Consider the following 26,478-nt stretch of genomic DNA (forward strand, 5'->3'; position numbering starts at 1 on the left):
TGCTCGCGGTACGCGGGGTCCGCGCAAACTCGCTTCGCTCAAACACGCGCGGCCCTTTTTCCGCGCACCGCTGCGCTGCTCGGCGGTGCCTCAACGGCCGGCCCGGGGCATGCCGCCCGCCACCGTTGACACGTCGGGGTTGCATCGGCGTTGGAGACGTCGGGACTGCTTGCACACCCCCAAGCCCGGCAAGCGGTGCGGGACGGGCGATCCCCTCTGCGCCGCTGAGGAGCGCAGCTTCAGCCGGATCAGGGCCGCGCGTGTTTGAGCGAAGCGAGTTTCGCGTGGACCCCGCCTGAAGCGAGCACCGCAAGGAAGCCCGAAGGGCCGGCGCAGTGGGGTCGACTGGCCCGCACCGCTTGCCGGGCTCCTCAACAGAGCCCATGCCGCCAAATGTTAGTCTTGCCGCCCCATGAACCTGAGGACCAAGATCGTCGCGCTCGCCGTCGCACCGCTGCTGGTCGCGCTGATGCTGGTGGCCTTTGCGGTGCGTCACCAGGAGCGCGACCTGGCGCAGCGTGAACGGGCGCTGATCGAGCAGACGTATATGACGCAGCGGCGCAACGAACTGCGCAGCTACGTCGACCTCGCGGTGAGCACGGTGAAGCCGCTCTACGACGCCGGCCTCGACGACGAGGTGACGCGTGCCGAGGCGCTGCGCCGGCTGGCCGCGCTCGACTACGGCAGCGACGGCTATTTCTTCGTCTACGACCTGCAGGGCCGTTCGCTGATGCATTCGCGCCAGCCCGAACTGGTCGGCCAGACGCTGTGGGACCTGCGCGATTCGCAGGGCCGCCTCACGATCCAGGACCTGATCGCGCGCGCCCGCGAGGGCGGCGGCTATGTCGAGTACCAGTGGCGCAAGCCCTCGAGCGCGCAGCTGGCGCCCAAGCTCGGCTATGTCACGGCCCTGCCGCGCTGGAACTGGATGGTCGGCACCGGGCTCTACCTCGACGACATCGAGGCCGCGATGCAGACGCTCGACCGCCAGATGAACACCAACGTCACGACCACCATGCTCTGGATCGCCGGCATCGCCGCGCTCTGCCTGGCCGTGGTCAGCGCCACCGGGCTGCTGCTGAACCTGAGCGAGCACCGCATCGCCGAGGCCCGGCTGCGGCTGCTGGCGCGCCAGGTCGTGCAGTCGCAGGAAGACGAGCGGGCGCACCTGGCGCGCGAGCTGCACGACGGCACCAGCCAGACGCTGGTGTCGGCCAAGCTGATGATCGAGTCGGCGGTCGACGCGCTCGAACGGGCGCGCGAGCAGGTGCCTCCGGCGCTCGGCAAGGCGCTGCAGCGGCTCAATGAATCGCTGGTGGAGGTGCGCCGCATCTCGCACCGGCTGCGTCCGGCCCTGCTCGATACGCTGGGGCTGCCCGCGGCACTTGAGCGGCTGGGCGCGGAGTTCGGCGAGGAGGGCGGCGTCGCCGCGTCGGTCACCGTGCAGGGCCGCCCGCGCGAGCTGCCGCAGGAAGTGAAGACCGCGCTGTTCCGCGTCGCGCAGGAGGCGCTGACCAACGTGCGCAAGCATGCGCGGGCGCGGCAGGTGCGCATCGTGCTGGCCTTCGAGGGCAGGGCGGTTCAGCTGGAAATCGGCGACGACGGCACCGGCTTCGACCCCGCCGCGCTCGAACTCGATCCGAAGCGCGGCATCGGCCTGCGCAACATGCGCGAACGGGTGGCGGCCATCGGCGGCTCGCTCGGCGTGCGCTCCGATGCGGACGGCACATCGATCCTGGCCGAGGTGCCGGTCGACGGGGAAGACACCGCATGACGCCCGCTGTGATCCGGCTGTTCCTGGTCGACGACCATCCGCTGGTGCGCGACGGGCTGCGAGCGCGCCTCGGGCCCTTGCCGACCCTCGAGATCGTCGGCGAGGCCGGCAGCGCCGCCGAGGCGCTCGAAGGCATCGCCCAGGCGCGGCCGGACCTGGTGCTGGCCGACGTCGGCATGAAGGGGATGAGCGGCATCGAGCTGGCATCGCTCCTGCAAGATCGTCAGCCTGAAGTGCGGGTGCTGATGCTCAGCATGTACGACAACCCGGAGTACGTGCAGCAGGCGCTGCAGGCAGGCGCCCGCGGCTATGTGCTCAAGGATGCGCCGGCGGCGGAGATCGTCGCCGCGATCGAGGCGGTGGCGGCCGGCGGAACCTTCCTGAGTTCGGCCGTGTCGCACCGGCTGTTCGCGACCCAGCAGCCGCGGCCGCTGCTGACGCCGCGCGAGAGCGAGATCCTGACGGCGCTGGGCCGTGGCGACTCGAGCAAGCAGATCGCGCGCGACCTGGGTTTGAGCGTGCGCACGGTCGAGGCCCACCGCCAGAGCATCAAGCGGCGGCTCGGACTCGAGGGCCAGTCGGCGCTGATCAAGTACGCGGTCGAGCACGCGCGCGAATTCAAGAACAGCTGATTCAGGGTTATCCCTTAGGTGATGCCACGCGACCGATTCGCGCAGTGCAACCGATGCCGCCGCGGGCCAGGCTAGCCACACTTCCGGGGTTCATCTTCCGGAGACATTCCAATGCACAGCATCCGCCGCCACCTGGTGTGGCTCGTCGTGGCCGTGGTCGGCGCCTTCGCGCTCGGCACTGTGGCCCTTTCGCGCGGGGAGGCCATCAACGCGCTCTGGATCGTGGTCGCCGCGATCTGCACCTACCTGATCGCCTACCGCTACTACAGCCTGTTCATCGCCACCCGCGTGCTCGGGCTCGACGGCAACCGCAAGACGCCGGCGCACCGCCACAACGACGGCCTGGACTATGTGCCGACCGACAAGAACGTGCTGTTCGGCCACCATTTCGCGGCCATCGCCGGTGCCGGCCCGCTGGTCGGCCCGGTGCTCGCGGCGCAGATGGGCTACCTGCCCGGCCTGCTGTGGATCCTGGCCGGCGTGGTGTTCGCAGGCGCAGTGCAGGACTTCATCGTGCTGTTCATCTCGACCCGCCGCGACGGCCGCTCGCTGGGCGACCTGATCAAGCAAGAGATGGGCACCGTGCCCGGCATGATCGCGCTGTTCGGCACCTTCATGATCATGATCATCATCCTCGCGGTGCTGGCGCTGATCGTGGTCAAGGCGCTGGCCGAATCGCCCTGGGGCACCTTCACGGTGGCGGCGACCATCCCGGTGGCGTTGTTCATGGGCGTCTACTTGCGCTACATCCGCCCGGGCCGCATCGGCGAGATCTCGGTGATCGGCTTCGTGCTGCTGATGGCGGCGATCTTCGGCGGCCAGGCCGTGAGCCAGAGTCCGGTCTGGGGCCCGATGTTCACCTTCGACGGCAAGGCCCTGACCTGGATGCTGATCGGCTACGGCTTCATCGCCGCCAGCCTGCCGGTGTGGCTGCTGCTGGCACCGCGCGATTACCTGTCGACCTTCCTGAAGATCGGCACCATCATCGCGCTGGCGATCGGCATCGTGTTCGTCGCGCCGACCCTGCAGATGCCGGCCGTGACCCAGTTCGCCCAAGGCAATGGCCCGGTCTGGTCGGGCAACCTGTTCCCGTTCCTGTTCATCACCATCGCCTGCGGCGCGGTGTCGGGCTTCCATGCGCTGATCTCCTCGGGCACGACGCCGAAGATGCTCGACAACGAGCTGAACGCGCGCTTCATCGGCTACGGCGGCATGCTGGCCGAGTCCTTCGTCGCCGTGATGGCGCTGGTGGCCGCGGCCTGCATCGACCCGGGCGTGTACTTCGCGATGAACAGCCCGGCCGCGCTGGTCGGCAGCACCCCCGAAGCGGTGGCGCAGACGATCTCGGGCTGGGGCTTCGCAGTCACCCCCGAGATGCTGCTGCAGACCGCCAGGGACGTCGGCGAGACCACCATCCTCGGGCGCGCCGGCGGCGCCCCGACCCTGGCCGTCGGCATGGCGCACATCCTGCACCAGGTGATCGGCGGCCAGGCCATGATGGCCTTCTGGTACCACTTCGCGATCCTGTTCGAGGCCCTGTTCATCCTGACCGCGGTCGACGCCGGCACGCGGGCCGGGCGCTTCATGCTGCAAGACTTGCTGGGCAGCTTCGTGCCGGCCCTCAAGCGCACCGACTCGCTGCCGGCCAACCTGATCGCGACCTTCCTCTGCGTCGCGGCCTGGGGCTATTTCCTGTACCAGGGCGTGGTCGATCCGCTGGGCGGCATCAACACGCTGTGGCCGCTGTTCGGCATCTCCAACCAGATGCTGGCCGCGGTGGCGCTGATGCTCGGCGTGGTCGTGCTGTTCCGCATGAAGCGCGAGCGCTACGCCTGGGTGGCGGCGGCGCCGGCGGCCTGGCTGCTGATCTGCACGCTGACCGCGGGCTGGCAGAAGATCTTCTCGGCCGACCCGAAGGTGGGTTTCCTGTCGCACGCCGCGAAATACGCCGACGGCCTGGCGCAGGGCGTGCTGATCGCCCCGGCGAAGACGCCCGAGGCGATGGCGCGGATCGTCTTCAACGACCGCCTGGATGCCGGCCTGTGCGCGCTGTTCATCTTCGTGGTGCTGAGCGTGCTGGTCTACAGCGTGCGCACCTGCCTGGCCGCGCGCCGGGCCAACCATCCGACCGCGCGCGAGACGCCGTTCGAACCGATGGCCGCGGCATGAGGAATTCCGGCGCCAGCCTGGCCGAGACCGGGCGCTACCTGACCCGCTCGCTGGCGCAGTCGTTGCGGCTGATGGTGGGCATGCCGGACTACGACACCTACCTGAGCCACATGGCGCGCACGCACCCGGGGCAGGAGGCGATGAGCTACGAGGCGTTTTTCAGGGAGCGGCTGGAGGCGCGGTATGGGGGAGGGAAGGGGCGGTGCTGCTGAGCGGGTCCTCTCGGACGCCTGCATCGGCCCGGCTCAAGCCACCGCGCACTTCCTCACCGTCTCCCAAGTCCGAGTCGTCAATTCCGTCCCGAAAGTCTTCTCGATCAGCGTCATGAACACCGGACCGCGCGGCCCCGGTACATAGGCCGAGAAAACCTGCATCTCGTCCATCGCCAGGATCCGCGCTTCTTCGAACTCGATCGGCAGCGCCAGCCGGGTTTCTCGAGGTTCACGCAGGAAGGTCACGACCCGCTTCGCGCCGGCCGGCAGTTCGTGCGCCGAAAAGGGGTCGGCAGCCAGCAGCTCGCGCAGGGCGTCGGACGAACGCACGATGGTGAGAAAGCGCCGTCCGAGCGCCGCTTCCATGGCCGCCTCGGCCTTGCGTTCGAGCGTCGCCCGCGCCGCGGCACGCGCATTGAACGCCACGTTGCCGCTCGACAGCAGCGTCTTCACCTCCGTGAAGCCCCCGCTTTCGAAGCAACGCTTGAGTTCGGGCATCTTGGCGTTCATCGGGCTGACGCCACGAAGAAAGGCGACGTAGCGCGGCACTTCAGATGTCTTCGAGCAGCGGGTAGGGCAATGGCTCCACCGTCAGCGCCGGCCCGTCGACAGCCCGCGCATGCAGCCCGCCGGCATCGATCGCCGCGATCTGGATCGAGATCAAGGCCGCCCAGCCGCCACCCGGCGCCGGCGCGGCCTGCGCCACGGTGCCGACCGGCTGCGCCGGATCGTTGACGGCGAAGACTTCCTGGCCGGCCGCGACCTCGCCGTCGGCCTGCACCAGGTAGGTCCGGCGCTTCAGGGTGCCGCGGAACTGGCTCCGGGCCACGATCTCCTGGCCCGGGTAGCAGCCCTTCTTGAAGTTCACGCCGCCGACCGACTCGTAGTTGATCATCTGCGGCACGAAGGCCTCGACCACGGGGCTGGTCAGGGTCACGATGCCGCTGCGCACCTCGCTCCATTCCCAGATCGCCGGATCGAGTTCGGCACCCTGGGGCGCGGGGCTGGCGGCCGGTGCGATCCACAGGGCGCGAGGCACGCCGTCGGACGGGTAGAGCGACACCACGTGCGCGTCGCCGACCACGCTCGCTCGCCCCGGGAGCGCCCCGGCATCGACCCCATTGGCTACCAGCGCGGTGCCGGTCAACCCGTAAAGCGAGAAATCCGCGCTGGCGTCGCTGAGCTTGGCCTTGGCCCGCAGCACGTACATCGACAGGCGCTTGAGCGTCGCGGCCAGGATGTCGCGGCTGCAGACCAGCAGGATGCGATCGGGTTCGGGCCGGATGCCGACGAAGCTCGCGATCGCGCGGCCCTTGGCCGTGCACAGCGCCGCCAGCCGCGCCTCGGAAGCATCGAGCAAGACGAAATCCTGGGTCAACTGGCCATGCAGGAAGCTCGCTGCATCGGGCCCCTCGGCACGGATCACGCCGAGGTGGGAGAGGGCGGTGACGCCATTCGGAACGACAGAGGTCATCGCTGAATTATCATGGCCGGCTCGCATCCGTTCGGCCCGCAGGGCTTAGCCGTTCTTGCTACCGTCATCCGTCCGCCTCCCTTCCCGGAACCCGTGCGCCGCTTCTTCCTCACACTTTTCCTGCTGGCTGCCCTGATCGTGCTCGGCGCCGGGGCCGCCGGGCTCTGGTGGGTCAACCAGCCCCTCAAGCTGCCGGCCCCCAACGTCGACCTGTCGGTCGAGCCCGGCACCACGCCGCGCGGCATCGCGCAGGCGGTGGCCGATGCCGGCGTCGACGTGCCGCCGCAATTGCTCTACCTGTGGTTTCGCTTCTCCGGCCAGGACCGCCAGATGCGCGCCGGCAGCTACGAGCTCGACCGCGGCGTGACGCCGCGCCTGCTGCTCAACATCCTGGTCCGCGGCGAGGAAGCCACCCGCAGCCTGGTGCTGGTCGAAGGCTGGAACTTCCGCCAGGTGCGCGCGGCGCTGGCCAAGGCCGAGCAACTCAAGCCCGAGACCGCCGGGCGCAGCGACGAGGAAATCATGGCGCTGGTCGGACGGCCTGGCGTGCATCCCGAAGGGCGCTTCTTTCCCGACACCTACACCTACTCCAAGGGCTCGACCGATATCGCCCTGCTGCAGCGCGCGATGCGCGCCATGGACAAGAAGCTGGACGCCGCCTGGGCCGCCCGAGCCTCCGACCTGCCCCTGAAAACGCCCGATGAAGCGCTGATTCTGGCCAGCATTGTCGAAAAGGAGACAGGCAAGGCGCAGGACCGGGCCGAGATCGCCGCCGTCTTCACCAACCGCCTGCGCCTGGGCATGCCCTTGCAGACCGACCCGACCGTGATCTACGGACTCGGCACGCGTTTCGACGGCAACCTGCGCAAGCGCGATCTGCAGGCCGACACGCCGTGGAACACCTACACCCGCAACGGCCTGCCGCCGACGCCGATTGCGATGCCCGGCAAGGCGGCTTTGCTGGCGGCGGTGCAGCCGGCACAAAGCAAATCGCTCTATTTCGTTTCCCGAGGCGACGGGACCAGCCAGTTCAGCAGTTCGCTGGACGACCACAACCGGGCAGTGAACCGCTACCAGCGCGGCGGCAACACCGACCCCAACCAGCGGAGCGGGCAATGAAAGGGCTTTTCCTGACCCTCGAGGGCATCGACGGCGCCGGCAAGTCGAGCCACATCGATGCGCTCGAGGCGTTGTTCAAGGCCCAGGGCCGCGCGGTCACGCGCACCCGCGAGCCCGGCGGCACGCCGCTGGCCGAGAGCCTGCGCACGATGATCCTCGCACAGCCGATGGACCCGCTGACCGAGTCGCTGCTGGTCTTCGCCGCCCGCCGCGATCACGTGGTGCGGGTGATCGATCCGGCGCTGGCGCGCGGCGACGTGGTGCTCTGCGACCGCTTCACCGACGCCACCTTCGCCTACCAGGGCGCCGGCCGCGGTTTCGATCCGGCCGTGCTGTCGACGCTCGAAGCCTGGGTGCAGGCGGCGCCGCAGGCCTTGCTGCAGCCCGACATCACCCTGTGGTTCGACCTGCCGCCCGAGACCGCGGCCGAGCGCCTGGCCGGGGCCCGGCTGCCGGACAAGTTCGAATCGCAGCCGGTCGAGTTCTTTCGCCGGGTGGCGGCCGGCTATGCCGCGCGCGCCGCGGCGGCCCCGCGCTTCGCCCGCATCGACGCCAGCCGCTCGCGCGAGCAGGTCTGGCAGCAGGTCGAGGCCGTGCTGGCCGAGCGCGGGCTGGTTCCCGCCGATTCGGGAGCCAGCGCATGACCGCCGATTCGCTGCCGCCCTGGCTGCGCCAGCCGCTGTTCGAACTGCTGCGCCAGCGCGGCCATGCCTGGCTGCTGCAGGGCCCCTCGGGCCTGGGCCAGTACGAGCTCGGGCTGGCGCTGGCGGCCGCCTGGCTCTGCGAGCAGCCCGAGGAGGCCAAGGCGCAAGGCGCCTGCGGCCATTGCCCGAGCTGCCACGCGATCCAGGTGCGCACCCACGCCGACCTCTGCGTGCTGATGCCCGAGGTCGCGATGCAGGCGCTGGGCTGGCCGCTGGATGAAAAATCGCAGGCCGACATCGACGACAAGAAGCGCAAGCCCAGCCGCGAGATCCGGGTCGAGGCGATGCGCGACGCCATCGGCTTCGCCCAGCGCACCAGCGCCCGCGGCCGCGGCAAGGCGGTGCTGGTCTATCCGGCCGAGCGCATGAACAACATCACGGCCAACGCCTTGCTCAAGACGCTCGAGGAGCCGGTGGGCGAGGTCCGCTTCGTGCTCGCCAGCGAAGCCGCCTGGCAGCTGCTGCCCACCATCCGCAGCCGTTGCCTGGGCTTCACGCTGCCTTGGCCCGACAGTGGCCAGGCGCAGGACTGGCTGGTCGGGCAGGGCGTGCCCGCGGCCGACGCGTCCGGCCTGCTGCGCGCGGCCGGCGGCCGGCCCAGCGACGCCCTGCGCCTGGCCAGCCAGGGCCAATCGCCCAAGGCCTGGTCGCTGCTGCCCAAGGCGATGTCGCGCGGCGAGGTCGGCGCACTGTCCGACCATGCGCCGGCCCAGGCCATCGGTGCGCTGCAGAAGCTCTGCCACGACCTGATGGCGGTCGATTGCGGCGCGCTGCCACGCTTTTTCGAACCCGCCGACCTGCCGCCTGCGCCGCCGCGGGCTGCATTGGCGCGCTGGTCGCGGTCGCTCGCCAGTGCGGCAAAAACCGCAGAACACCCGTTCAATGCGGGCCTGATGCTCGAAGCGCTTGTGAGCGAGGCGCGAACCACCCTAAACTCGGCACGCCGCCGCCCATGAACACACCTGTCGCACCCACTCCCTCCGCGCCCGTCCGGCCCAGCGTCATCCAGTTGGCGATCAAGGAAAAGGGCGCGCTCTACGCGGCGTACATCCCGCTGTTCGCCGAAGGCGGGATCTTCATCCCGACCGCGCGCGAGTACCGGCTGGGCGACGACGTCTACGTGCTGCTGACCCTGCCCGACGACCCCCAGCGCTATCCGGTCGCCGGCAAGGTCGCCTGGATCACGCCGGCCCGCGCCGCCGGCAACCGGGCGCCCGGGGTCGGCATCCGTTTTCCTTCCGACGACAAGTCGCGCCAGCTCAAGGCGCGCATCGAAGAGGCTTTGGGCGCCACTCTGGCCTCCGACCGCCCGACCCAAACCATCTGAATTCCGCTCCCAGGGCGCGCAGCCGCTTGCCGCGGCGGCCGCGCCGTTCCGACGACGTTTGCCGCGATGTTCACCGACTCCCACTGCCACCTGACCTTTCCCGAGTTCGCGGACCAGATGCCGCAGATCCGCGCCGCGATGGCGGCGGCCCAGGTCGACCGGGCGCTCTGCATCTGCACCACGCTGGAGGAATTCCCCGAGGTCCAGGCGCTGGCCCAGCGGCACGACAACTTCTGGGCCAGCGTCGGCGTCCACCCCGACAACGAAGACATCCTCGAGCCGACGGTCGAGGGCCTGGTGCAGCGTGCCGCGCTGCCCAAGGTGATCGCCATCGGCGAGACCGGACTCGACTACTACCAAATGGAAGAGCGCAAGGGCGGCCGCAGCATCGCCGACATGGAATGGCAGCGCGACCGCTTCCGGGTCCATATCCGGGCCGCCCAGCAGACCCGCAAACCGCTGGTCATCCACACCCGCGAGGCCTCGGCCGACACGCTGGCCATCCTGAGGGAGGAGGGCGAGACCGGCGGCGGCCAGGCCGCTGGCGGCGTCTTCCATTGCTTCACCGAGACCGCCGAGGTGGCGCGCGCGGCGCTCGACCTCGGCTTCTATATTTCGTTCTCGGGCATCCTGACCTTCAAGAAGGCGCAGGACCTGCGCGACGTGGCGGCCTTCGTGCCGCTCGACCGGATGCTGATCGAGACCGACAGCCCCTACCTGGCGCCGGTCCCGTACCGCGGCAAGACCAACAACCCGTCCTACGTGCCCTTCGTCGCGCAGCAGATCGCCCAGTTGCGCCAATTGCCGCTCGAGGCGATCGCGAAGGCCACCAGCGACAATTTCGAGACCCTGTTCAGCGGGGCCAAGACATGACAAATTACTTTAAAAAGTTCATTTATCTCGTTGTAATTGCTGCATCTTTTGCCGCACACGCGAGCGACTACGATGATTTCTTCCGGGCCGCCCGGGCCGACAACGCCAGCGGCATGAAGCGCCTGCTGGCCAAGGGCTTCGACCCCAACACGCGCGACGACAAGGGCCAGACCGCCTTGCTGATCGCGATGCGCGAGCCCTCGCCGGAGGTGATCGACGTGCTGATCGCCTTCCCGAAGACCAATGTCGAGGCCCGCAACGCGAAGGACGAGAGCCCGCTGATGCTGGCTGCCATCAAGGGCCAACAGGACCTGGTGACCAAGCTGATCGCCCGCGATGCCGACATCAACAAGCCGGGCTGGACGCCGCTGCACTACGCGGCGACCAGCGGCCAGGTCGCGATCATGAAGCAGCTGCTCGACAAGGATGCCTTCATCAATGCCCAGTCGCCGAACGGCACCACGCCGCTGATGATGGCCGCGATGTACGGTTCGGCGGCCGCGGTGCAGTTGCTGCTCGACGAAGGCGCCGATGTCGCGATGAAGAACGAACAGGGCATGACCGCCGCCGACTTCGCCGAGCGCGGCAAGCGGCCGGACGCCATCCGGCTGCTCGGCGCGGCCGCCGCGCCGAAGCGGCCGGCTGACGGCAAGTGGTGAAGGTCGTCGAGGGATACATCGAAAAATAACACAATGTTGATTATGTTAAATCAACGAACAACAGCAAGGAGCCCAAGGCCCCTTGCGCTCACCCGCCAGAAATCCGGCTGACCAGCGCCTTGGCGTAGGCCGCCGTCCCCGCGCTGCCGCCGAGGTCCCCGGTGCGCACCTTGTCGATGTTGAGCGTCTCGTCGATCGCGCGCCGCAGCCGGGCCGCCAGCTCCGGCAGCTTGCAGTGGTCGAGCATCAGTGCGGCCGCAAGCATCAGCGCGGTCGGATTGGCGATGCCCTTGCCCGCGATATCGGGCGCCGACCCGTGGACCGCCTCGAAGATCGCCGCGTCGGCGCCGATGTTGGCGCCCGGCGCCATCCCCAGGCCGCCGACCAGCCCGGCCACCAGGTCCGACAGGATGTCGCCGAACAGATTGGTCGTCACCAGCACGTCGAACTGCCACGGGTTCAGCACCAGCTTCATGGCACAGGCGTCGATGATGACCGTGTCGAGTTCGAACTTGCCCTTGTACTTGCGTTCGTAGAGCTCGAGTCCGGTCTCCAGGAAGATGCCGGTCAGGGCCTTCATGATGTTGGCCTTGTGCACGATCGTGACCTTCTTGCGGCCGGTCGCGATCGCGGTCTCGAAGGCGAACTCGAGCAGCCGCCGGCTGCCCTGGCGCGTGTTGATGCCGGTGGCCATCGCGACCGCATGCGGGTCATCGTCGATCGGCACGTAGTGCTCGTGCCCGATGTAGAGGCCCTCCAGGTTCTCGCGCACCACCACGAGATCGATGTCGTCGAAGCGGCCGCCGGGAATCAGGGTGCGCGCCGGCCGCAGGTTGGCATAGAGCCCGAACTCTTCGCGCAGGCGCACGTTCGAGGACCGATAGCCGCCGCCGGATGGCGTCTCCAGCGGCCCCTTGAGCGCCAGGCGCGTTCGACGGATGCTGGCCAGCGTGGCGGCGGGCAATGGGTCGCCGGCGGCTTGCACGCCGGCCAGGCCGCCGAGCTGGCGATCCCATTCGAAAGGCGCGCCCAGGGCGTCGAGGACGGCGAGCGTGGCATCCACGATCTCGGGGCCGATGCCGTCGCCGGGGATCAGGGTGGCAGGGATGGGAGTGGACATTCGCGTGGATCCCGAAAAGTGAAAAGTGAGTGAGGGCCTAGGACCGGACGATTATGGGCGCCCGGCGGCGGCAGGCCATCCCGGTTCGGTGCATGATGACTCCCCTCGTCCCATGCCTTGCTTCTCGTTCGTCCGCGCCCTCGAAAGGCACACCCCACGGAGCCCCCGATGACCGACGCCGAGCTCGACACCCTGTGCATCAACACCATCCGCACGCTGTCGATCGACGCCGTGCAGGCCGCCAACTCCGGCCATCCGGGCACACCGATGGCCCTGGCGCCGCTGGTCTACACCCTGTGGAACCGGGTGATGCGCTTCGACCCGAAGGACCCGATCTGGCCCGGCCGCGACCGCTTCGTGCTGTCGAACGGACATGCCTCGATGCTGCTCTGGTCGGCGCTGCACCTCAGCGGCACGGTGGCCGTCAACGCCGAGTACGAACTGCTCGGCGCGCCCGCCGTGACGCTGGACGACATCCGGCGTTTTCGCCAGTTCGGCAGCAAGGCACCCGGCCACCCTGAATACCACTGGGTGTCGGGCGTCGAGACCACCACCGGCCCGCTCGGCCAGGGGATCGCCACCAGTGTCGGCATGGCGATGGCGCAGCGCTGGCTGGCCAACCGCTACGACCAGGACGGCCCTGCCCTGTTCGACTACGACGTCTATGCGGTCTGCGGCGACGGGTGTCTGATGGAAGGCGTCGGCTCCGAAGCCGCGTCGATGGCCGGCCACCTCGGGCTCGACCGGCTGTGCTGGATCTACGACAACAACCACATCACGATCGAAGGGCGCACCGAGATCACCTTCACCGAGGACGTGGCGATGCGCTTCGCCGCCTATGGCTGGAAAGTGCTGCGGGTCGGCGACGCCAACGACATCGCGCTGATCGAGGCGGCGCTGGCCACCTTCAGGCAGACACGCGGCCAGCCGACGCTGATCATCCTCGACAGCCATATCGGCTGGGGCTCTCCGCACCGCCAGGACACGGCCGCTGCGCACGGCGAGCCGCTCGGCGACGACGAGGTCCGGCTGGTCAAGCGCGCCTACGGTTGGCCGGAGGACGCGAAGTTCCTGGTGCCGGACGGCGTGCGTGCGCATTTCGATGCCGGCATCGGCGCCCGCGGCGCCGCAGCGCGCGCGGCCTGGAACGCGGCCGATGCCGCCTTGCGCGCGCGCTCCCCTGCCCTGGCGCTCGAGATCGATCAGATGCAGCGCCGCGAACTGCCAGCCGGCTGGGACAGCCAGCTGCCGGTCTTTCCGGCCGACCCGAAGGGCCTGGCAGGGCGCGACGCCTCGGGCCAGGTGCTCAACCTTCTTGCACAGAGCGTGCCCTGGCTGATCGGTGGCTCGGCCGACCTCGGCTCGTCGAACAAGACCACGCTCAAGTACCCGGGCGCCGGCGATTTCCAGCCCGGCAGCCCGGGCGGCAAGAACCTCCACTTCGGCATTCGCGAGCATGCGATGGCGGCGGCCGTCAACGGCATGGCGCTGTCCAAGCTGCGTCCTTTCGGCGCCACCTTCTTCATCTTCAGCGACTACGCCCGGCCGGCGATCCGGCTGGCGGCGCTGATGGAGCTGCCGTCGCTGTTCGTCTTCACCCACGATGCGATGGGCGACGGCGAGGATGGACCGACCCACCAGCCGATCGAGCAGCTGGCCTCGCTGCGGGCGATGCCCGGCCTCACGGTGCTGCGCCCGGGCGATGCCAACGAGGTGGTGGAAGCCTACCGCGTGGCGCTCCAGTCGCCGCACCGCCCGACCGTGCTGGTGCTGTCGCGCCAGGCCCTGCCGACCCTCGACCGCAGCCGGCTCGCGCCCGCCGCCGGCGTCGCCCGGGGCGCCTATGTGCTGGCCGACGCCGCCGGTGAAGCCGAGCCCGAGCTGATCCTCATCGCGAGCGGCAGCGAAGTCTCGCTGGCGCTGCAGGCGCACGATCAGCTCGTGGCCCAGGGCGTGCTGGCGCGGCTGGTGTCGATGCCTTCATGGGACCTGTTCGAGCAGCAGACGCCCGACTATCGGAACAGCGTTCTGCCGCCGGGCGCGAGGGCGCGGGTGGCCGTCGAACAGGCCTCGGCCTTCGGCTGGGAGCGCTACGTCGGCACGATCGGCAAGGTCGTGGGCATGCAGACCTTCGGCGCCTCGGCACCGCTGGCGGCGTTGCAGCGGGAGTTCGGCTTCACGGTCGACAACGTGGTGGCCGTGGCCCTGTCGGTGCGCGCGGCGGCCAGTCCATAGGCCGCGCGCGGCGGAGGTTTCAGCGCCGGCTGCCGCGCAGCGCGGCGAGCATCAAGGTGGTCACGGCGGCGCCGCCCGCCGCTGCCATCACCATCGATCGGACCGGCCGATCCGAGACATAGTGGCCGCCCTGCTCTTGCCACTGGCGGCCCCGGGCCCTGAGGTCGTCCATCACCTGCCGGGCCCGGCGCCTGGAAGGCCCGGCCGCATGCGCGCTGCCCGCGGTGTAGGCGTCTGCCCCGTCGGCGGTGTCGCGCACGGCCTGGCGCGTCGCCTCGGCGATCTGTTCAGGGCTCTTGTAGTCGGTGAAATTCGTGCTCTGCATGGAAGTCCTTTCGAGAAGTGCAATGCGACCACGTCGCACTGCATTCATTGAAGGTTCCTGCTCGGCCCAGGCATGTCGGCACCGTTGTCCAGGCGGCGTAGGTCGTCACCCACCCGGCGGGTTCGCAGTGCCGCCGCCGCGCAGGTCGCCCAGGCGGATCGAGCAGCGGGTGCCGCGTCCCGCCACCGAGTCGAGCCGGACCTCCGACTTGAGCGCCTTCGCCAGCCGCGCGACCAGCGACAAGCCGAGCCCGACCCCGTCGGCTGCCGGCGTGGCCGCGTCATTGACGCGATAGAACTCCTCGAACACCTTCTCGATCTGGTCGGCCGGGATGCCGATGCCCTGGTCGAAGACCTCGACCACGACATCGCCCTGCTGCAGCCGCGCGGCCAGCAGGATCTTCTTGCCGGGCGGGCTGTACTTGATCGCGTTCGACAGCACGTTGCCGACCATCCGCCGCAGTCGCAGCGGGTCCGACTGGATCGTCGCCTGCCCGGTGCGCACGCGCAGCCGGATGTTCTTCGCCTCCGCCAGCGGCTCGTACTGCAGCTGCAGGTCGCGCACCACATCGGCGATCTGCACCGGCTCGACCGACAGCTGGACCTTGCCGCTGTCGAGCACCGACAGGTCGAACAGCGAATCGAACAGGTGGCTCACAGCGGCCGTGGCCTTGGCGATCTTGGGCGCCAGTTCGGCATGCGTCTCCGGGTTCTCCTTCAGGAAGTCGGCATAGAGCGCCAGGGCCGACACCGGCTGGCGCAGGTCGTGGGTCGCGGCGGCAAGAAAACGGTTCTTGGTGCTGACCGCCTCGGTCGCCTGGCGCTCCCTGAGGGCGAGGTCGTATTGAAGACCGAAGTGCTCTTCCTGATTGGCGTGGATCGCCCTGCCAAGGCCGAGGATCACGACCCAGTGCAACAAGGTGAGCCCTACGAACCAGTAGTTGAGCGATCCCTGCATCGGCCCAAGGAACACGCCATACAGCACGCAGGCCAGCATCACGACGAAGAAGCCGTTCATCGACCAGTAGAGCAGGAAGGGCACCAGCGCCAGGCGGGTGATCGGCCCGTAGACCACCAGCGTCAGGACCAGCCAGCATCCGAACTGGTTCGCCTCCGGAATGCGAGCGAAGAACAGCAGCACCGAGACGCCCCAGAACGGGGCCTCGAGGATGAAGACCGGCGCCGCCCGGGCGAGGAAGAGATTGAGCGATTCGGAACTGGCGCCCTGGTGGTTGCGGGCATGGAGGCTCACCACGCGACGGCGCATCGCGCCGATCAGCAAGCCGACCGCCAGCCAGGCCGACACGGCCAGATGGCTGCCGCTGCCCCAGCACAGTGCGGCCATGGTCAGGATCAGCAGCAGCCCCAGCGGCTGCCGCGCGCGCGATTGGCGCATGAAGCTGCGCGTCAGCTGACCCTGGATCCAGCGGGCGCGCAGGCCGGGCGCATCGTCCTCGATGTCACCGGGGGCCGGGTCGTGACCGGATCGGGCGTGCGCGGAGACCTGGGCGCGTGCGAATGCCGGGCTTGGGTGGAGCGACGCCTCGGAGGCCATCCCGGAGTCCAGAGTTTCAGAGTCTTGGAGACTCCCTGTTTGTCAACGACATCGCAACTCGGGATCACCCCGGGTTGTGTGCGTTATTACCGCAATCGCGGGCCGAGCGAAGGCGATTCGATGGCCGCCTGCGCCGTCGAATCGCCATCGACGACAAATCCGCCGCACATCAGGGCTTGTTCCTCTCGCGCTGGCGCCTGTTCGCGGGAATAATTTGATCGCCATGGGACAAGCGCTTTCAGACCACGAGACCGTTGCCGGCGTGTTGATGATGCTGGTTCGCCAACGGGCGGCCGCGTCAGGGGGTGGCAAGACCTCGCGCACCGGCCTGCAGGCCAGCGTGCCTGTCAACGAGCGGCCCGGCGTGCGACGCGGCCTCGACGCCCTGCTCGAGCACGGACTGCTCGCGATGAGCGGCGAAGACATCGGCCTGACCGCCAGGGGCAAGCTCTTCCTGGCCCACGTGCAGCGGGCGCGCGGCGAGACCCCGACCGCCTACGAGCACGACGACAAGAGCCCCGCCTTGCTGGCGGCGACCCTCCAAGCGATCAATGCCGAGGAACGCCTGGGCCCGCAGGGGCCGATCGAAGACCTGCGCACCCTCCCCGCCCGGCTCGAAGGCTATCGCTCCGAACGTGCGTCTCGCTTCTCCAAGGCCAAGGGCCTGCTGGTGCTCGGTGGCTTGGCGGCCGCGGTGGCTGCCTTCAGGCTGTTGCGCTGACGCCTGGCTGTCGCACCGGGGCCTTGCCCCCCGCCGCGTGTCATCCAATTGCCCGAGATGCATTCGCGTCTTTCCTACGCGGAGTCGGCCTGTCGGCAGACGCGAGCCGGCCGCATCGGCCCGCATGCTCCCGCCACACCATCATTCGAGGAGCAATAAATGATCAAGATCGGAATCGTGGACGACCATGCCATCGTTCGTTCGGGCCTGCGCGACTTCTTTTCGCAGCACGTGGACCTGCGCGTGGTCGGCGAAGCCGCCAGCGGGCGCGAAGCCATCGACCTGGTGCGCAACCACGAGATCGATGTCCTGGTGATGGATCTCTCGATGCCGGGCCAGAGCGGCATCGATGCCATCGCGATGGTGCGGGCGAAGGCGCCCGACACCGGCATCCTGATCCTGAGCGGCTATCCGGAGGAACACTACGCCATGAGCCTGATCCGCCAGGGCGCGAGCGGCTACCTCAACAAGGAATGCGACCCCAAGGAAATCGTCGAAGCGATCCGCACGATTTCGCTCGGTCGCCGCTACATCACGCCCGGCGTGGCCGAACTGCTGGCCCGCCAGCTCGACCGCAACACCGACACCGCGCCGCACGAGCAACTCTCGGAGCGCGAGTTCCAGGTCTTCCTGAAGCTCGCCACCGGCGAGACCGCGGGCAGCATCGCCGAGCACCTGTCGCTGTCGGTCAAGACCGTGAGCACCTACCGCAGCCGGCTGATGGAGAAGATGAACCTGGCCTCCAACAGCGACCTCACCTACTACGCGCTCAAGAACCAGCTGATCAGTTGAGGCATCGGCGGCCGAGCTCGCCCATCGCGAGGGCGTCATGCCCCAGTCGATGACTTGTTCCGGCTTTCTGTGGATAACACTGTGTGAAGCGCCGGGACGGCCAGGCGCGAAGCGTGGCCCCACGCGGGGTCCCGTCCCGTTGCCTGCAAAACAGGCAGCCCGCTGCGGCGCCCGGCGTCGGGCCGGATTGTTAAGCTCGGGGCCATGACGACCATCCAGTCCCGGCGCAAGCTCATCGTGATCATCCTGCTGTGCGTCGCCCTCGGAGGCGCGGCGATGCGGCAGCTCGCCGCGCCCGGCTCGACGCTGCGGGACATCGGCACCCTGCTGATGCTGTTGTGGGTGCCGATCATCGGCAACGTGATCTCGTGGCTGATCTCGCGCCTGCGCCGGCCGGCACCGATGACGCCCTCCCCCTTCGACGAACGGCCCACCTTCGAGCCCCAGCTGCTGGTCGAACTCACGCTGCGTCCGCCGAAGCTGCCGGCCGATGACATCCCGGTGCCTGCCGGCGAGCATCGCTGCGCGCTGGTGGTCGGCAACGAGGCGTTCTCGGCCCGCTGGTGGGTTCCGGCGGACCGGTCGTTCCGGCGTGGCAGCCCGCAGGCGCTCGAAGTGGAGTTTCTGGCGCCCCAGCTGGCGCTGCCCAAGTTTCAGGCCGAAGCCGGCTTCAGGATGCTGGTGGGCGAGTCGTTCATCGGCGATGGCCGCGTGCTGCGGCCGGTCGAGCCGGCCCGCCCCTAGCGCAGGTCGCGGCGCGCCAGCAGCACGTTGCCGCCGGTGGTGTTGAACGAAATGGTCGGTGCGCTGAAATCGCTGAGCGGCGCACCCAGGCCGATCTCGCCGCTGCCGTGCAGCACGCACTCGTCGCGCCGCAGCGCGATCTCGCCGCTGGCGCCGGCAGTGCCATGAAAGCGCACCCAGGTGCCGTAGGTGCTGACGTCGACCAGCACGCAACTGCCCTGGCGGGCTTCGATGCGCGCATGCAGCCGCGACACCCGCGGGTCGTTGACCACGAACTGCGCCTCGTCGACCCGGCCCAGGTGGATCGGAAGTTCGGCGGCGCGGAACATCGAGCGGACGTCGAGCCAGGCCAGCTCGATCTGTCCGAAGGACGAATCGGGTCCGCGCGGCTGATGCACCAGCGACGCCGGCATCGTCAGGAACTCGGACACCTCGTCCTGCCAGTCGACCCGGTGCACCACCGGCATCTCGTTCTTGCCGCGGATATTGATCGGCCCCAGGCTGCGGTGGCGGACCTCGCCGCCATGCAACTGCTCGATCACCGACTCGGTCGCCCAGATCTGTCCCGGCCCGGCCAGGTCGCTCAGGCGCGAGGCCAGGTTGACTGCGTCGCCGTAGCAGTCGCCATCGACCTCCACCACCTCGCCGCTGGCAACGCCGATCTGCAGTTCCATGCGCAGAGGCGCGGGCCAGGTTTGCAGGCGCTTCTGGTGGTTGCGCTGCATTTCGAGCACGGCCCGGGTGGCGCTGATGCCGTCGGCGAATATCGCAAAGACGCCATCGCCCAGCGATTTGACGACACGGCCCCCATGCGCTTCGCATACGCCGCCGATCCACTGCGTCAGCCGCGTCACGGTTTCGGTGGCGCGCGCGTTCCCCATAGCCTCGAAGACTCTGGTACTTCCCGTCAGATCGGCAAATACGACAGTGGAATTGGCGCCCATGTTGTGCAGTTTTTGGTAGCTCTCGCCGCTCGATTATGGCAAAGCGGCGCCGAAACACGGTCCCGGAAGCTCAAATCGGGCCACTGGCGGCCCAAGCTGTTGCTTTTTCATTTCGACACATCGTGTAAGTTTAGTTTTCTCTACAAAAGTAGAACTTAGGCATTAGTTGTTCAAGCGCTTCTTGAGCAGTTTCGTGAAGTATGTTGTTTTTGAACATGAAATGTCGTGCCGATGCTTGTGCGGCTCCGAGGCCAGCCTTAACGTAGCACCTGTCCAGGTTTTGGCAATACGCCTTCCGTCCATGGTGTCACCCAGCAGTCTCCTTCGCTTTCTGAGCTTCCCAGGTTTCGGCTTTCGCCGTTCCGCGGATCGTCAGATGGGGCAGATCCGCACGGCGATGCTGTCACTGCTCCAGGTCCACGGCGGCCACACGATGCAGCGCGTGGCGCAGCGCGTGCGTTTCGCAGGCGACCTCGAAGCGCTCTGGTACCTGCGCCAGGACGTGCTGACCGCCCTCAGTGCGGTCGACGGCGAAGTCGCCGCCCGGCGCCAGATGCGCCAGATCAACCGCCTGTTCAAGGGCGGGCTTCCCGGCAGCATGGAGCCCCGGACCCACCACAAGGTTCACGGCTGACCCGGCATTGAGCGGCCCGCGCAAGCGGGCCAGCCCTGTTTTCAGTGATGGTGAGGGTGCCGGTGGCCCCAGACCATGAACACGTCCCGGCCGTCGGCGGCCACTTCCACCTTCGCGCCCACGGGCAGCAGCACCTTGGTCGGCACGTGGCCGAACGGCAGTCCGGTCAGCACCGGCGGTTTGACCAGGCCGCGCAGGCGGGCGACGACCGCCTGCATGCTGAAGCCTCGATCGTGCGGAACCTTGCGGATGCCCGTGAACTGCCCCAACACGATCGCCTTCTGGCGCCCCAGCACCCCCGCGTGACGCAATTGGTCGAGCATGCGCTCGACCCGGTAGGGGTGTTCGTTGACGTCCTCCAGGAACAGCACGCCCTTGTCGATGGCGGGAAACCACGGCGTACCAAGCAGGCTGGTCAGCACGCACAGGTTGCCGCCCCACAGCACCGCGTCGTGGATGGACCGGAACGCCGGCAGGTCGGCGCTGTCGCGCGCCGGCATGCGCCATCCGGTGCCCTCGCCTTGCCCGCCCAGCAGGTCGTCGAAGCAGGCTTCCATGATGTCGTCGGCACCGGCTTCGGCGCCGAAGTCCTCGCCGACCGCGGGCCCGGCCCAGGTGACGGCGCCGGTCTTGGCCAGCAGCGCGCTCTGGAAGGCGGTGAAGTCGCTGAGCCCGACGAACTCGGTGCCGCGATCGATCGCCTTGGCCACGGCCTTGTAGGGAATCTGGTCGAGGATGCGCGTGAGTCCGTAGCCGCCGCGCGAGATCAGCGCCACGTCGGCGCCACTGGCCGTGGCGCGCGCGATCGCCGCCAGCCGCGTGGCATCGTCGCCCGCGAAGCGCTGGTGGGTGGCGAGAGCGGCCTCGTCGAGTTCGACCTCGTGGCCCAGGGCCTGGAGCCGCTTGACGCCGCGCTTGAAGGCGGCCTTGTCGCGCACGGCGCTGGAGGGCGAATAGATGTAGATGTGTTTTTTCACGGGCCGAAGTATCCCATTGCCTCGCGCACCCGCTGGGCCAGGGCGCTCGCCTGCGCCGGCGTCGGGCCGGAGGCGCGCTTCGGGATCGGGCCCAGGGCCCGCAGCGCGGCCTCGTAGCCGCGGTCGGGGAATGGTGCGTGCCAGGCGTCCGGCACCGGGGCGGCGCCGTCCGGCACGGCCATCACGGGCGCAAAGCGGGCTGGCAGGGTTTCGGCCAGCGATGCGGCCCAGGCGGCGGCGCCGGGGCTGTGCAGCAGCGCCAGCGGACCGGGCGCGAGCTGTTGCGTTCGTTCGAGCCACGCCAGCCATTCGGCCAGCAGACGCCAGTGCCATTCGAGTTGGTGCACCGCTTCGCGCTTGGGCTTGTCGCTCTGCCCGAAGCCGATCAGGTCGGGCGCCAGCAGCCGCAAGCCCGCGGCGCCTGCCAAGTGGCGGAAGAAGTAGCGCCACTCGCCCGGCCCGTGCAGGCAGAGGCAGGTGCAGGGCGCATCCCGTGGGCCCTCGTCGAGGTAGCGCATCCGCCAGCCGCGCTGGCTCGGCAGCTCGCTCACCTGGCGCGGCGCGGGGCCCAGGTCGGCCAGGCCGGCGAAGCGCTCGTCGGGCGTGCGCAAGGCGTCGTCGCGCAAGGGCTCGGCCGCCTCGCGCGCGGCGCAGCGACGGGCCTGGAAGAAGTCTTGCAGGAGCGCCTGCGATTCGGCGGCGAGCAATCCGCCCTGCACGGCCGTGCGGTGGTTGAGCCGGCTTTCGCGGAACAGGTCGATCACGGAGCCGGCGGCGCCGGTCTTGGGGTCGGCGGCGCCGAACACGACCCGCGCCAGCCGTGCATGCAGCATGGCGCCGGCGCACATCGCGCAGGGCTCCAGCGTCACGAACAGTTCGCAGCCGTCGAGCCGGTAGTTGCCGAGCGCGGCCCCGCCGGCGCGCAGCGCATTGACCTCGGCATGCGCGCTCGGGTCGTGCAGCGCGATCGGCGCGTTGCGTCCGCTGGCGACGACCCGGCCGTCCTTGACCAGCACGGCGCCGATCGGCACTTCGCCGGCCTCCGCCGCCTGGCGCGCCTCGGCCAGCGCGAGCGCCATCCAGTCGGCGTCAGTTGTCATCGGGGACCGGCCGCGCCTGCATCGCGGCATCGAGCGACTGCTTGAACTGCTGCTGGATCTGCTGCGGGTTCGGCGCCCGTCCCTCACCCGCCGCAGCGCCGCCGGCCGGCAGCACCGGCGCGGCGACGCCGCCCAGTTGCTTCCTGGCCAGCAGCCCGACGACGACCAGCGCGACCAGCAATCCGACCAACCCCAACATGCGCATCTCAGGCCTCCCCGGTGATGCCGAGCGTCTTCATCCAGTCCGCCAGCGCGCGCTCGTCGGGCGTGCCGTTGCGGTAGACCTCGTAGGTCGCGGCATGCGATTCCTTGCGATGCTGGTTGAGCTTGACCTTGCATTGCAGCGCGGTCACCGTCAGCTCGAAGCCGACGATGCCGTTGAGCATCTTGTGCTGGAAGTCCTGCCCGAGGTCGCGCCATTGCTGCGCGTACGCGGGCTCGTGCTGGCCGATCAGGCGCTTGAGCAGCGCGTCTTTCTCGTCTGCGCCCTCGACCAGGCGCGCTTCGACCGTGCAGTGCACGGCCAGGTAGTTCCAGGTCGGCACCCGCGCCAGGTCGGGATAGACCGAAGGCGACAGGTAGGCATGCGGGCCGAGAAAGCTCACCACCGCCCGTGGCCGTGCCTGCAGGTAGCGCCACTGCGCATTGGGCTTGGCGCAGTGGCCCCAGAGCACGAAGTCGTCCGGGCCCCGTTCCTCCAGCACCAGCGGCAGGTGCGTGATGTAGGGCAGGCCCTGGTCGTCGTTCGAGATCAGGCTGGCGAACGGATGGTCGCGCATGAGCCGCGCGGCGATGGCGCGGTCGGTGACGTTGAACTGCGGAGGCATGTACATGGGGCTTGATCCTGCGATCCCTCAAAAGGACCGCCCGATTGTCCCCGAGCCGCCCCTATCTGGCGCCTGCGGCCCGCAGCTTTTCGACCATCGCGGCATAACCGCGCGCGGTCGCGAGCTGCAGCGGCGTATGGCCCTGGCGATCGGCCAGCTGCAGGTTGGCGCCGGCGTCGACCAGCGCGACCAGGGTGCGCTGGTGGCGCGGTCCACCGTCGCCGAGCACGATGGCCTCGATCAGCGCGGTCCAGTGCAGGTTGTTGACATGGTCGAGCGGTGCGCCGGCCGCGATCAGCCGGCGCACCCCCTCGTCGTGCCCGAGGTGGGCCGCGGCGATCAGCGCCGTGCCGTCGTAGCGGCTGGTGGTCTGGCCGGGGTTGGCGCCGAGCGACAGCAGCAGCGCCAACGTGGGCACGTCGTCGGCGACCGCGGCGATGGTGACGGCGTCGTAGCGGTCGTTCTCGAACGCGTCGAGCTTGGCCCCGGCCCGGGCCAGCGCGCCGATGGCCTCGCGCTGACGCGCGTAGGTGGCCACGTGGAGCGGCGTGCGGCCCATGGCGTCGCGCGCCTCGAGGTCGGCGCCGCCGGCGATCAGCACCTTCAGCTGCGGCAGGTCGCCGCGCCAGGCCGCGCGGTGCAGGCCCTGGTAGGCCTGCGCCTCGGCGGCGGCCGGCGCCACCTGGGCCGCCGCCGGAGCGGCCAGCCCGGCGGCCAGCAGTGCCAGGGCGACAGCCACGGCCTTCATCGGAATCAACCCAGCTGGCCCTTGACCTTGTCGAGCGCCGCGTTGGCGCATTGCTCGTCGAGGTGGCCACCCGGCGCGCCGCCGACGCCGACGGCGCCGATGACCTCGTTGCCCGACTTGACCGGCACGCCGCCGCCCAGCAACAGGAAGCCCGGGATGTTCACGAGGTTGGCGGCGGCGGGGTTCTTCTGGGCGTTTTCCATCATCGCCAGGGTCGGCGTCTTGGCCGAGGCCGAGGTCCAGGCCTTGCGCTCGCTGGCGCCCAGCGTGTGCGAGCCGGCGTTGTTGGCGCGCTGGACGGCACGCACGGTGCCGGCGCGATCGACCACGGTGGCGGCGACCGCGTAGCCGTTGGCGGCGCAGGCGGCCACCGCCGCACCGGCGATCTCGTTCGCCAGTTCGAGCGACATGTTCTTCTCGGCGCGCACGGCCGGGCTCGGCGCCGGTGCCGGCGTCGCGGTCTGGGCCTGGACGCCCAAGGCGGAAGCGGCGAGCAGGACGGCGAGGCTGCCGAGGCGAAGGGACGGGTTCATGGGGTTCTCCGAAAGGTTGGGATCGAATCGCGCCGGCACATCGCCGACGGTGGCGCAACTTTAGGAACTGCAGCCCCCGCCGCCCATTCGTACGGCTACCCTCGCCGCTCCGTAGAAATACGGAGCGGCGCGCGACCGCTCAGCCCGCCGCCTCGACCAAGCCGGCATAGCGCCGGATCAGCTGCGCCAGCGAATCGCATTCGAGCTTGGCGAAGAGATTGGCCCGGTGGGTCTCGACGGTGCGCGGCGAAAGCGCCAGCGCGCGAGCGATCTCCTTGTTGGTGAGCCCGGCGACGATGAAGCCCAGCACCTCGCGCTCGCGCTCGGACAGTTGCTGGTAGCGCTCGCGGGCGGCCTGGTCGGCCTGCGTGCGTTCGCGTGAATCGACGTGCCGGCGCACCGCCTGCTGCAGCGCCTCGAGCAGTTGTTCGTCGTCGACCGGCTTCTCGAGGAACTCCGCCGCCCCGGCCTTGAAGGCGCGGCGGCACATCTCCACCGTGCCATGGCCGGTGAGCATGATCACCGGCTGGTCGACGCCCTGCCCGACCAGCGCATCGAGCAGGGCGAGCCCGCCGATGCCGGGCATGCGGACGTCGAGCACGATGGCGCCGATGCTCGCACGGTCGAACTGGTCGAGGAAGGCTTGCGGATCGCCCCAGGTCTGGGTGCGCAGGCCGACCGTGCCGATCAGCAGCGCCAGGCTCTCGCGCACCGCGAGGTCGTCGTCGATCAGGTGGATCAGCGGGGACAAGGGTCCGCTCATCGATGCATCTCCTGGGCACTGCCGCCGGCGAGCGGCAGCCGCAGCGTGAAACGGGCGCCGCACGGCTCGGCATGTGCCGCTTCGAGCGCGCCACCCATCCCGCTCGCCAGCGTCTCGGACAGGCTCAGGCCGAGCCCGAGCCCGCCCTCGCGCGTGCTGAAGAAAGGCTCGAAGACGCGCGGCAGGGCTTCCGGCGACAGCCCGGCGCCGTTGTCGCTGACGGCGAGCAGGCCGCGACCGGCCTCGATACCGATGGACAGCTGCAGGCGGCGCTCGGCGGCGGGCACCTCCTCGAGCGCCTGCAGGGCGTTCATCAGCAGGTTGTGGACGATCTGCTCGAGCGCGACCGGCTCGGCCAGCACCCAGACCGGCGCCGCCGTCGCGTCGTCGATGGACGGCGTCACGGCGCGCCTGGCCATCTCGGGCGCCAGCAGGTGCAGGGCGCTTCGCAGCGCCTCCTGCAATGCCACGGGCCGCAGCTCGGCCTGCCGGTCGGGGCGCTCGATCACCCGCCGCAGCCGGCCCACCACGTCCGCGGCCCGGCGTGCCTGTTCGACGGCCTGCTTCATCGCCGAGCGTGCGGTCGCCAGTTCGGGCGGCTCCTCGGCCAGCAGCCGCTGGGCGGCCTGGGTGTTGGCCAGCACCGCGGTCAGCGGCTGGTTCAGCTCGTGGGCCATCCCGGCCGCCAGCTCGCCGAGCGCATTGAGCCGCGCGACCTGCCCCAGCCGAAGCAGTTCCTCGGCGCGGCGCCGCGCGATGCGCTGGCGCCGCAGCGCATAGGCGCCGCCCAGCGCGGCGGCCATGGCGAGCGACCATGCGGCCATCGAGGTCCAGGGCAGTCCGGTCCAGGGCACCCGCTGTTCGGCCACCAGCTCGAAGGCCTGGCTGTCCGAGGCCAGCACCTTGCGGAAGTCGAAATGCCAGCCGCCCTCGGCGGCCGCGGCGCCCGGCTGGACCACGAAGCGCTGCCCCGCGTACTCGAGCGTCACCCGCACCGGGCTGGTCTTCGGGTCCATCGGCCAGTCGCGCCAGGGCACGGCCGTGGCGAGGTCGATGGCCAGCGCATAACTGATCGGCAGGGCGCCGATCACGAGCCGGTAGCGGCCGCTCGCGAAGTCGTCGGCGATGAATTCGGGGCGCTGCAACTGGCGCGAGCGGGCCTCGGCGGGGGCCAGCGACGGGTCCGGCCACGCCCCGCCGGCCTCGCGCCGCTCGACATCGAGGATCGACGGGTAGACCGATGGCAGGCGACGCTCGGAGCGGGCTGCGCCCGGCACCGGCTCCAGCAGTGCCAGCGTGGCCAGCACGGCGTCGTACTGCACCACCTGCTGGCTCATGAGCCGGTGGGCGATGCGGCCATTGACCTCGAAATCCTCGCGCAGCTGCCGGAGCTCGCCGCGCGCCAGCCAGACCGCACCGGCGCCGGAGACCAGCAGCCATGCGAGCCACCAGCCCCCTTGCGTACGCAACCATTGCCTCATGGCGGGGGATTGTGCCCGGGCCCGCGGGGCCGGGTCC

At 69.5% G+C, this 26,478-nt stretch carries 29 protein-coding genes; 15 read left to right on the forward strand and 14 right to left on the reverse strand.

Annotation, left to right across the window (positions count from 1 at the left end; genetic code table 11):
* Positions 1–412: 412 nt before the first annotated feature.
* The 4 genes from QTI68_RS36045 (at position 413) to QTI68_RS36060 (ending at position 4,787) form a co-directional block, all read left to right on the forward strand.
* On the forward strand, positions 413–1,774 hold the full coding sequence (locus QTI68_RS36045) for a cache domain-containing protein (RefSeq protein ID WP_286528946.1): 1,362 nt from the start codon (positions 413–415) through the stop codon (positions 1,772–1,774).
* On the forward strand, positions 1,771–2,406 hold the full coding sequence (locus QTI68_RS36050) for a response regulator transcription factor (RefSeq protein WP_286528948.1): 636 nt from the start codon (positions 1,771–1,773) through the stop codon (positions 2,404–2,406). Before QTI68_RS36045 ends, QTI68_RS36050 begins: the two co-directional genes overlap by 4 nt.
* A 111-nt stretch (positions 2,407–2,517) precedes the next feature.
* Positions 2,518–4,575, forward strand: a complete 2,058-nt coding sequence (locus tag QTI68_RS36055; protein ID WP_286528950.1) for a carbon starvation CstA family protein — start codon at positions 2,518–2,520, stop codon at positions 4,573–4,575.
* Entirely contained in the window at positions 4,572–4,787 is a 216-nt protein-coding gene (locus tag QTI68_RS36060) for a YbdD/YjiX family protein (RefSeq protein ID WP_286528952.1), read from the forward strand. Before QTI68_RS36055 ends, QTI68_RS36060 begins: the two co-directional genes overlap by 4 nt.
* A gap of 33 nt (positions 4,788–4,820) precedes the next feature.
* Here QTI68_RS36060 and QTI68_RS36065 read toward each other — a convergent pair whose 3' ends face one another.
* Positions 4,821–5,336, reverse strand: a complete 516-nt coding sequence (locus tag QTI68_RS36065; RefSeq protein ID WP_286528954.1) for a DUF1697 domain-containing protein — start codon at positions 5,334–5,336, stop codon at positions 4,821–4,823.
* Between the two features lies 1 nt (position 5,337).
* Positions 5,338–6,261 (reverse strand): CAF17-like 4Fe-4S cluster assembly/insertion protein YgfZ, encoded by a 924-nt coding sequence (gene ygfZ, locus QTI68_RS36070; RefSeq protein ID WP_286528956.1) that lies wholly within the window; start codon positions 6,259–6,261, stop codon positions 5,338–5,340.
* 93 nt (positions 6,262–6,354) lie between these two features.
* On the opposite strand from ygfZ, the gene mltG reads away from it, so the two are divergent.
* The 6 genes from mltG to QTI68_RS36100 all read left to right on the forward strand — a co-directional run bounded on the left by mltG (position 6,355) and on the right by QTI68_RS36100 (position 10,943).
* Positions 6,355–7,380: an endolytic transglycosylase MltG gene (mltG, locus tag QTI68_RS36075; protein WP_286528958.1), complete on the forward strand. Its 1,026-nt coding sequence runs from the start codon at positions 6,355–6,357 to the stop codon at positions 7,378–7,380.
* Positions 7,377–8,024: a dTMP kinase gene (gene tmk, locus QTI68_RS36080; protein ID WP_286528959.1), complete on the forward strand. Its 648-nt coding sequence runs from the start codon at positions 7,377–7,379 to the stop codon at positions 8,022–8,024. The genes mltG and tmk overlap by 4 nt, the downstream gene beginning before the upstream one ends.
* The gene (locus tag QTI68_RS36085; RefSeq protein WP_286528961.1) at positions 8,021–9,040 is read left to right on the forward strand and encodes a DNA polymerase III delta subunit-related protein; all 1,020 of its coding nucleotides are present in this window, start codon (positions 8,021–8,023) and stop codon (positions 9,038–9,040) included. Before tmk ends, QTI68_RS36085 begins: the two co-directional genes overlap by 4 nt.
* On the forward strand, positions 9,037–9,411 hold the full coding sequence (locus QTI68_RS36090; RefSeq protein WP_286528963.1) for a PilZ domain-containing protein: 375 nt from the start codon (positions 9,037–9,039) through the stop codon (positions 9,409–9,411). Before QTI68_RS36085 ends, QTI68_RS36090 begins: the two co-directional genes overlap by 4 nt.
* A 66-nt stretch (positions 9,412–9,477) precedes the next feature.
* Entirely contained in the window at positions 9,478–10,284 is an 807-nt protein-coding gene (locus QTI68_RS36095; protein WP_286528965.1) for a TatD family hydrolase, read from the forward strand.
* On the forward strand, positions 10,281–10,943 hold the full coding sequence (locus tag QTI68_RS36100; RefSeq protein ID WP_286528967.1) for an ankyrin repeat domain-containing protein: 663 nt from the start codon (positions 10,281–10,283) through the stop codon (positions 10,941–10,943). Before QTI68_RS36095 ends, QTI68_RS36100 begins: the two co-directional genes overlap by 4 nt.
* An 88-nt stretch (positions 10,944–11,031) precedes the next feature.
* Here QTI68_RS36100 and QTI68_RS36105 read toward each other — a convergent pair whose 3' ends face one another.
* Positions 11,032–12,063: an isocitrate/isopropylmalate dehydrogenase family protein gene (locus tag QTI68_RS36105; protein WP_286528969.1), complete on the reverse strand. Its 1,032-nt coding sequence runs from the start codon at positions 12,061–12,063 to the stop codon at positions 11,032–11,034.
* Positions 12,064–12,231: 168 nt separating this feature from the next.
* Here QTI68_RS36105 and tkt point away from each other — a divergent pair, with 168 nt between their 5' ends.
* Entirely contained in the window at positions 12,232–14,298 is a 2,067-nt protein-coding gene (tkt, locus tag QTI68_RS36110; protein WP_286528971.1) for a transketolase, read from the forward strand.
* Between the two features lie 19 nt (positions 14,299–14,317).
* On the opposite strand, the gene QTI68_RS36115 is transcribed toward tkt, so the two are convergent.
* Together QTI68_RS36115 and QTI68_RS36120 are read right to left on the reverse strand one after the other, a co-directional pair.
* Positions 14,318–14,623: a hypothetical protein gene (locus QTI68_RS36115; protein ID WP_286528973.1), complete on the reverse strand. Its 306-nt coding sequence runs from the start codon at positions 14,621–14,623 to the stop codon at positions 14,318–14,320.
* 105 nt (positions 14,624–14,728) lie between these two features.
* The gene (locus QTI68_RS36120; RefSeq protein WP_286528974.1) at positions 14,729–16,177 is read right to left on the reverse strand and encodes a sensor histidine kinase; all 1,449 of its coding nucleotides are present in this window, start codon (positions 16,175–16,177) and stop codon (positions 14,729–14,731) included.
* Positions 16,178–16,400: 223 nt separating this feature from the next.
* Between QTI68_RS36120 and QTI68_RS36125 the strand changes: the two genes are divergently transcribed.
* The 3 genes from QTI68_RS36125 (at position 16,401) to QTI68_RS36135 (ending at position 18,434) form a co-directional block, all read left to right on the forward strand.
* Positions 16,401–16,898: a hypothetical protein gene (locus QTI68_RS36125; protein WP_286528976.1), complete on the forward strand. Its 498-nt coding sequence runs from the start codon at positions 16,401–16,403 to the stop codon at positions 16,896–16,898.
* 159 nt (positions 16,899–17,057) lie between these two features.
* Positions 17,058–17,690 carry a response regulator gene (locus QTI68_RS36130; RefSeq protein WP_286504479.1) on the forward strand — a complete coding sequence of 211 codons (633 nt, stop codon included), beginning with the start codon at positions 17,058–17,060 and terminating at the stop codon, positions 17,688–17,690.
* Between the two features lie 204 nt (positions 17,691–17,894).
* Complete coding sequence (locus QTI68_RS36135; protein WP_286528978.1) at positions 17,895–18,434, forward strand: hypothetical protein; 540 nt, start codon at positions 17,895–17,897, stop codon at positions 18,432–18,434.
* Here QTI68_RS36135 and QTI68_RS36140 read toward each other — a convergent pair.
* Positions 18,431–19,378 (reverse strand): adenylate/guanylate cyclase domain-containing protein, encoded by a 948-nt coding sequence (locus tag QTI68_RS36140; RefSeq protein WP_286528980.1) that lies wholly within the window; start codon positions 19,376–19,378, stop codon positions 18,431–18,433. The two genes, QTI68_RS36135 and QTI68_RS36140, sit on opposite strands and share 4 nt — an antisense overlap.
* A 376-nt stretch (positions 19,379–19,754) precedes the next feature.
* Between QTI68_RS36140 and QTI68_RS36145 the strand changes: the two genes are divergently transcribed.
* Positions 19,755–20,012 carry a hypothetical protein gene (locus QTI68_RS36145; RefSeq protein ID WP_286528982.1) on the forward strand — a complete coding sequence of 86 codons (258 nt, stop codon included), beginning with the start codon at positions 19,755–19,757 and terminating at the stop codon, positions 20,010–20,012.
* A 41-nt stretch (positions 20,013–20,053) separates the two neighbouring features.
* On the opposite strand, the gene QTI68_RS36150 is transcribed toward QTI68_RS36145, so the two are convergent.
* The 8 genes from QTI68_RS36150 to QTI68_RS36185 all read right to left on the reverse strand — a co-directional run bounded on the left by QTI68_RS36150 (position 20,054) and on the right by QTI68_RS36185 (position 26,441).
* Positions 20,054–20,989, reverse strand: coding sequence for an LD-carboxypeptidase (locus QTI68_RS36150; protein ID WP_286528983.1), 936 nt, complete (start codon positions 20,987–20,989; stop codon positions 20,054–20,056).
* Positions 20,986–22,089 (reverse strand): tRNA adenosine(34) deaminase TadA, encoded by a 1,104-nt coding sequence (gene tadA / locus QTI68_RS36155; RefSeq protein WP_286528985.1) that lies wholly within the window; start codon positions 22,087–22,089, stop codon positions 20,986–20,988. Before tadA ends, QTI68_RS36150 begins: the two co-directional genes overlap by 4 nt.
* On the reverse strand, positions 22,079–22,288 hold the full coding sequence (locus tag QTI68_RS36160) for a hypothetical protein (protein WP_503011799.1): 210 nt from the start codon (positions 22,286–22,288) through the stop codon (positions 22,079–22,081). The genes tadA and QTI68_RS36160 overlap by 11 nt, the downstream gene beginning before the upstream one ends.
* A gap of 7 nt (positions 22,289–22,295) precedes the next feature.
* A complete protein-coding gene (locus QTI68_RS36165; RefSeq protein ID WP_286528991.1) occupies positions 22,296–22,922 on the reverse strand; it encodes an FMN-binding negative transcriptional regulator in 627 nt (208 codons plus the stop codon).
* Between the two features lie 55 nt (positions 22,923–22,977).
* A complete protein-coding gene (locus QTI68_RS36170; protein WP_286528993.1) occupies positions 22,978–23,664 on the reverse strand; it encodes an ankyrin repeat domain-containing protein in 687 nt (228 codons plus the stop codon).
* A 5-nt stretch (positions 23,665–23,669) separates the two neighbouring features.
* Positions 23,670–24,197 (reverse strand): GlcG/HbpS family heme-binding protein, encoded by a 528-nt coding sequence (locus QTI68_RS36175; protein ID WP_286528996.1) that lies wholly within the window; start codon positions 24,195–24,197, stop codon positions 23,670–23,672.
* 139 nt (positions 24,198–24,336) lie between these two features.
* Positions 24,337–24,960 (reverse strand): response regulator transcription factor, encoded by a 624-nt coding sequence (locus QTI68_RS36180; protein ID WP_286528998.1) that lies wholly within the window; start codon positions 24,958–24,960, stop codon positions 24,337–24,339.
* Complete coding sequence (locus QTI68_RS36185; protein WP_286529000.1) at positions 24,957–26,441, reverse strand: sensor histidine kinase; 1,485 nt, start codon at positions 26,439–26,441, stop codon at positions 24,957–24,959. The genes QTI68_RS36180 and QTI68_RS36185 overlap by 4 nt, the downstream gene beginning before the upstream one ends.
* Positions 26,442–26,478: the final 37 nt, after the last annotated feature.

Origin of the sequence: Variovorax sp. J31P207 (genome assembly GCF_030316965.1) — a bacterium.
Classification (GTDB): domain Bacteria; phylum Pseudomonadota; class Gammaproteobacteria; order Burkholderiales; family Burkholderiaceae_C; genus Variovorax; species Variovorax ginsengisoli_B.

What these genes read in the sequence shown, in the direction of transcription:
- QTI68_RS36045 (WP_286528946.1), top strand. Translation starts at nt 413, where the DNA reads ATGAACCTGAGGACCAAGATCGTCGCGCTCGCCGTCGCACCGCTGCTG.
- QTI68_RS36050 (WP_286528948.1), top strand. Translation starts at nt 1,771, where the DNA reads ATGACGCCCGCTGTGATCCGGCTGTTCCTGGTCGACGACCATCCGCTG.
- QTI68_RS36055 (WP_286528950.1), top strand. Translation starts at nt 2,518, where the DNA reads ATGCACAGCATCCGCCGCCACCTGGTGTGGCTCGTCGTGGCCGTGGTC.
- QTI68_RS36060 (WP_286528952.1), top strand. Translation starts at nt 4,572, where the DNA reads ATGAGGAATTCCGGCGCCAGCCTGGCCGAGACCGGGCGCTACCTGACC.
- ygfZ (WP_286528956.1), bottom strand. Translation starts at nt 6,261, where the DNA reads ATGACCTCTGTCGTTCCGAATGGCGTCACCGCCCTCTCCCACCTCGGC.
- tmk (WP_286528959.1), top strand. Translation starts at nt 7,377, where the DNA reads ATGAAAGGGCTTTTCCTGACCCTCGAGGGCATCGACGGCGCCGGCAAG.
- QTI68_RS36085 (WP_286528961.1), top strand. Translation starts at nt 8,021, where the DNA reads ATGACCGCCGATTCGCTGCCGCCCTGGCTGCGCCAGCCGCTGTTCGAA.
- QTI68_RS36090 (WP_286528963.1), top strand. Translation starts at nt 9,037, where the DNA reads ATGAACACACCTGTCGCACCCACTCCCTCCGCGCCCGTCCGGCCCAGC.
- QTI68_RS36095 (WP_286528965.1), top strand. Translation starts at nt 9,478, where the DNA reads ATGTTCACCGACTCCCACTGCCACCTGACCTTTCCCGAGTTCGCGGAC.
- QTI68_RS36100 (WP_286528967.1), top strand. Translation starts at nt 10,281, where the DNA reads ATGACAAATTACTTTAAAAAGTTCATTTATCTCGTTGTAATTGCTGCA.
- QTI68_RS36105 (WP_286528969.1), bottom strand. Translation starts at nt 12,063, where the DNA reads ATGTCCACTCCCATCCCTGCCACCCTGATCCCCGGCGACGGCATCGGC.
- tkt (WP_286528971.1), top strand. Translation starts at nt 12,232, where the DNA reads ATGACCGACGCCGAGCTCGACACCCTGTGCATCAACACCATCCGCACG.
- QTI68_RS36115 (WP_286528973.1), bottom strand. Translation starts at nt 14,623, where the DNA reads ATGCAGAGCACGAATTTCACCGACTACAAGAGCCCTGAACAGATCGCC.
- QTI68_RS36120 (WP_286528974.1), bottom strand. Translation starts at nt 16,177, where the DNA reads ATGGCCTCCGAGGCGTCGCTCCACCCAAGCCCGGCATTCGCACGCGCC.
- QTI68_RS36125 (WP_286528976.1), top strand. Translation starts at nt 16,401, where the DNA reads ATGGGACAAGCGCTTTCAGACCACGAGACCGTTGCCGGCGTGTTGATG.
- QTI68_RS36130 (WP_286504479.1), top strand. Translation starts at nt 17,058, where the DNA reads ATGATCAAGATCGGAATCGTGGACGACCATGCCATCGTTCGTTCGGGC.
- QTI68_RS36135 (WP_286528978.1), top strand. Translation starts at nt 17,895, where the DNA reads ATGACGACCATCCAGTCCCGGCGCAAGCTCATCGTGATCATCCTGCTG.
- QTI68_RS36140 (WP_286528980.1), bottom strand. Translation starts at nt 19,378, where the DNA reads ATGGGCGCCAATTCCACTGTCGTATTTGCCGATCTGACGGGAAGTACC.
- QTI68_RS36145 (WP_286528982.1), top strand. Translation starts at nt 19,755, where the DNA reads ATGGGGCAGATCCGCACGGCGATGCTGTCACTGCTCCAGGTCCACGGC.
- tadA (WP_286528985.1), bottom strand. Translation starts at nt 22,089, where the DNA reads ATGACAACTGACGCCGACTGGATGGCGCTCGCGCTGGCCGAGGCGCGC.
- QTI68_RS36160 (WP_503011799.1), bottom strand. Translation starts at nt 22,288, where the DNA reads ATGTTGGGGTTGGTCGGATTGCTGGTCGCGCTGGTCGTCGTCGGGCTG.
- QTI68_RS36165 (WP_286528991.1), bottom strand. Translation starts at nt 22,922, where the DNA reads ATGTACATGCCTCCGCAGTTCAACGTCACCGACCGCGCCATCGCCGCG.
- QTI68_RS36170 (WP_286528993.1), bottom strand. Translation starts at nt 23,664, where the DNA reads ATGAAGGCCGTGGCTGTCGCCCTGGCACTGCTGGCCGCCGGGCTGGCC.
- QTI68_RS36175 (WP_286528996.1), bottom strand. Translation starts at nt 24,197, where the DNA reads ATGAACCCGTCCCTTCGCCTCGGCAGCCTCGCCGTCCTGCTCGCCGCT.
- QTI68_RS36180 (WP_286528998.1), bottom strand. Translation starts at nt 24,960, where the DNA reads ATGAGCGGACCCTTGTCCCCGCTGATCCACCTGATCGACGACGACCTC.
- QTI68_RS36185 (WP_286529000.1), bottom strand. Translation starts at nt 26,441, where the DNA reads ATGAGGCAATGGTTGCGTACGCAAGGGGGCTGGTGGCTCGCATGGCTG.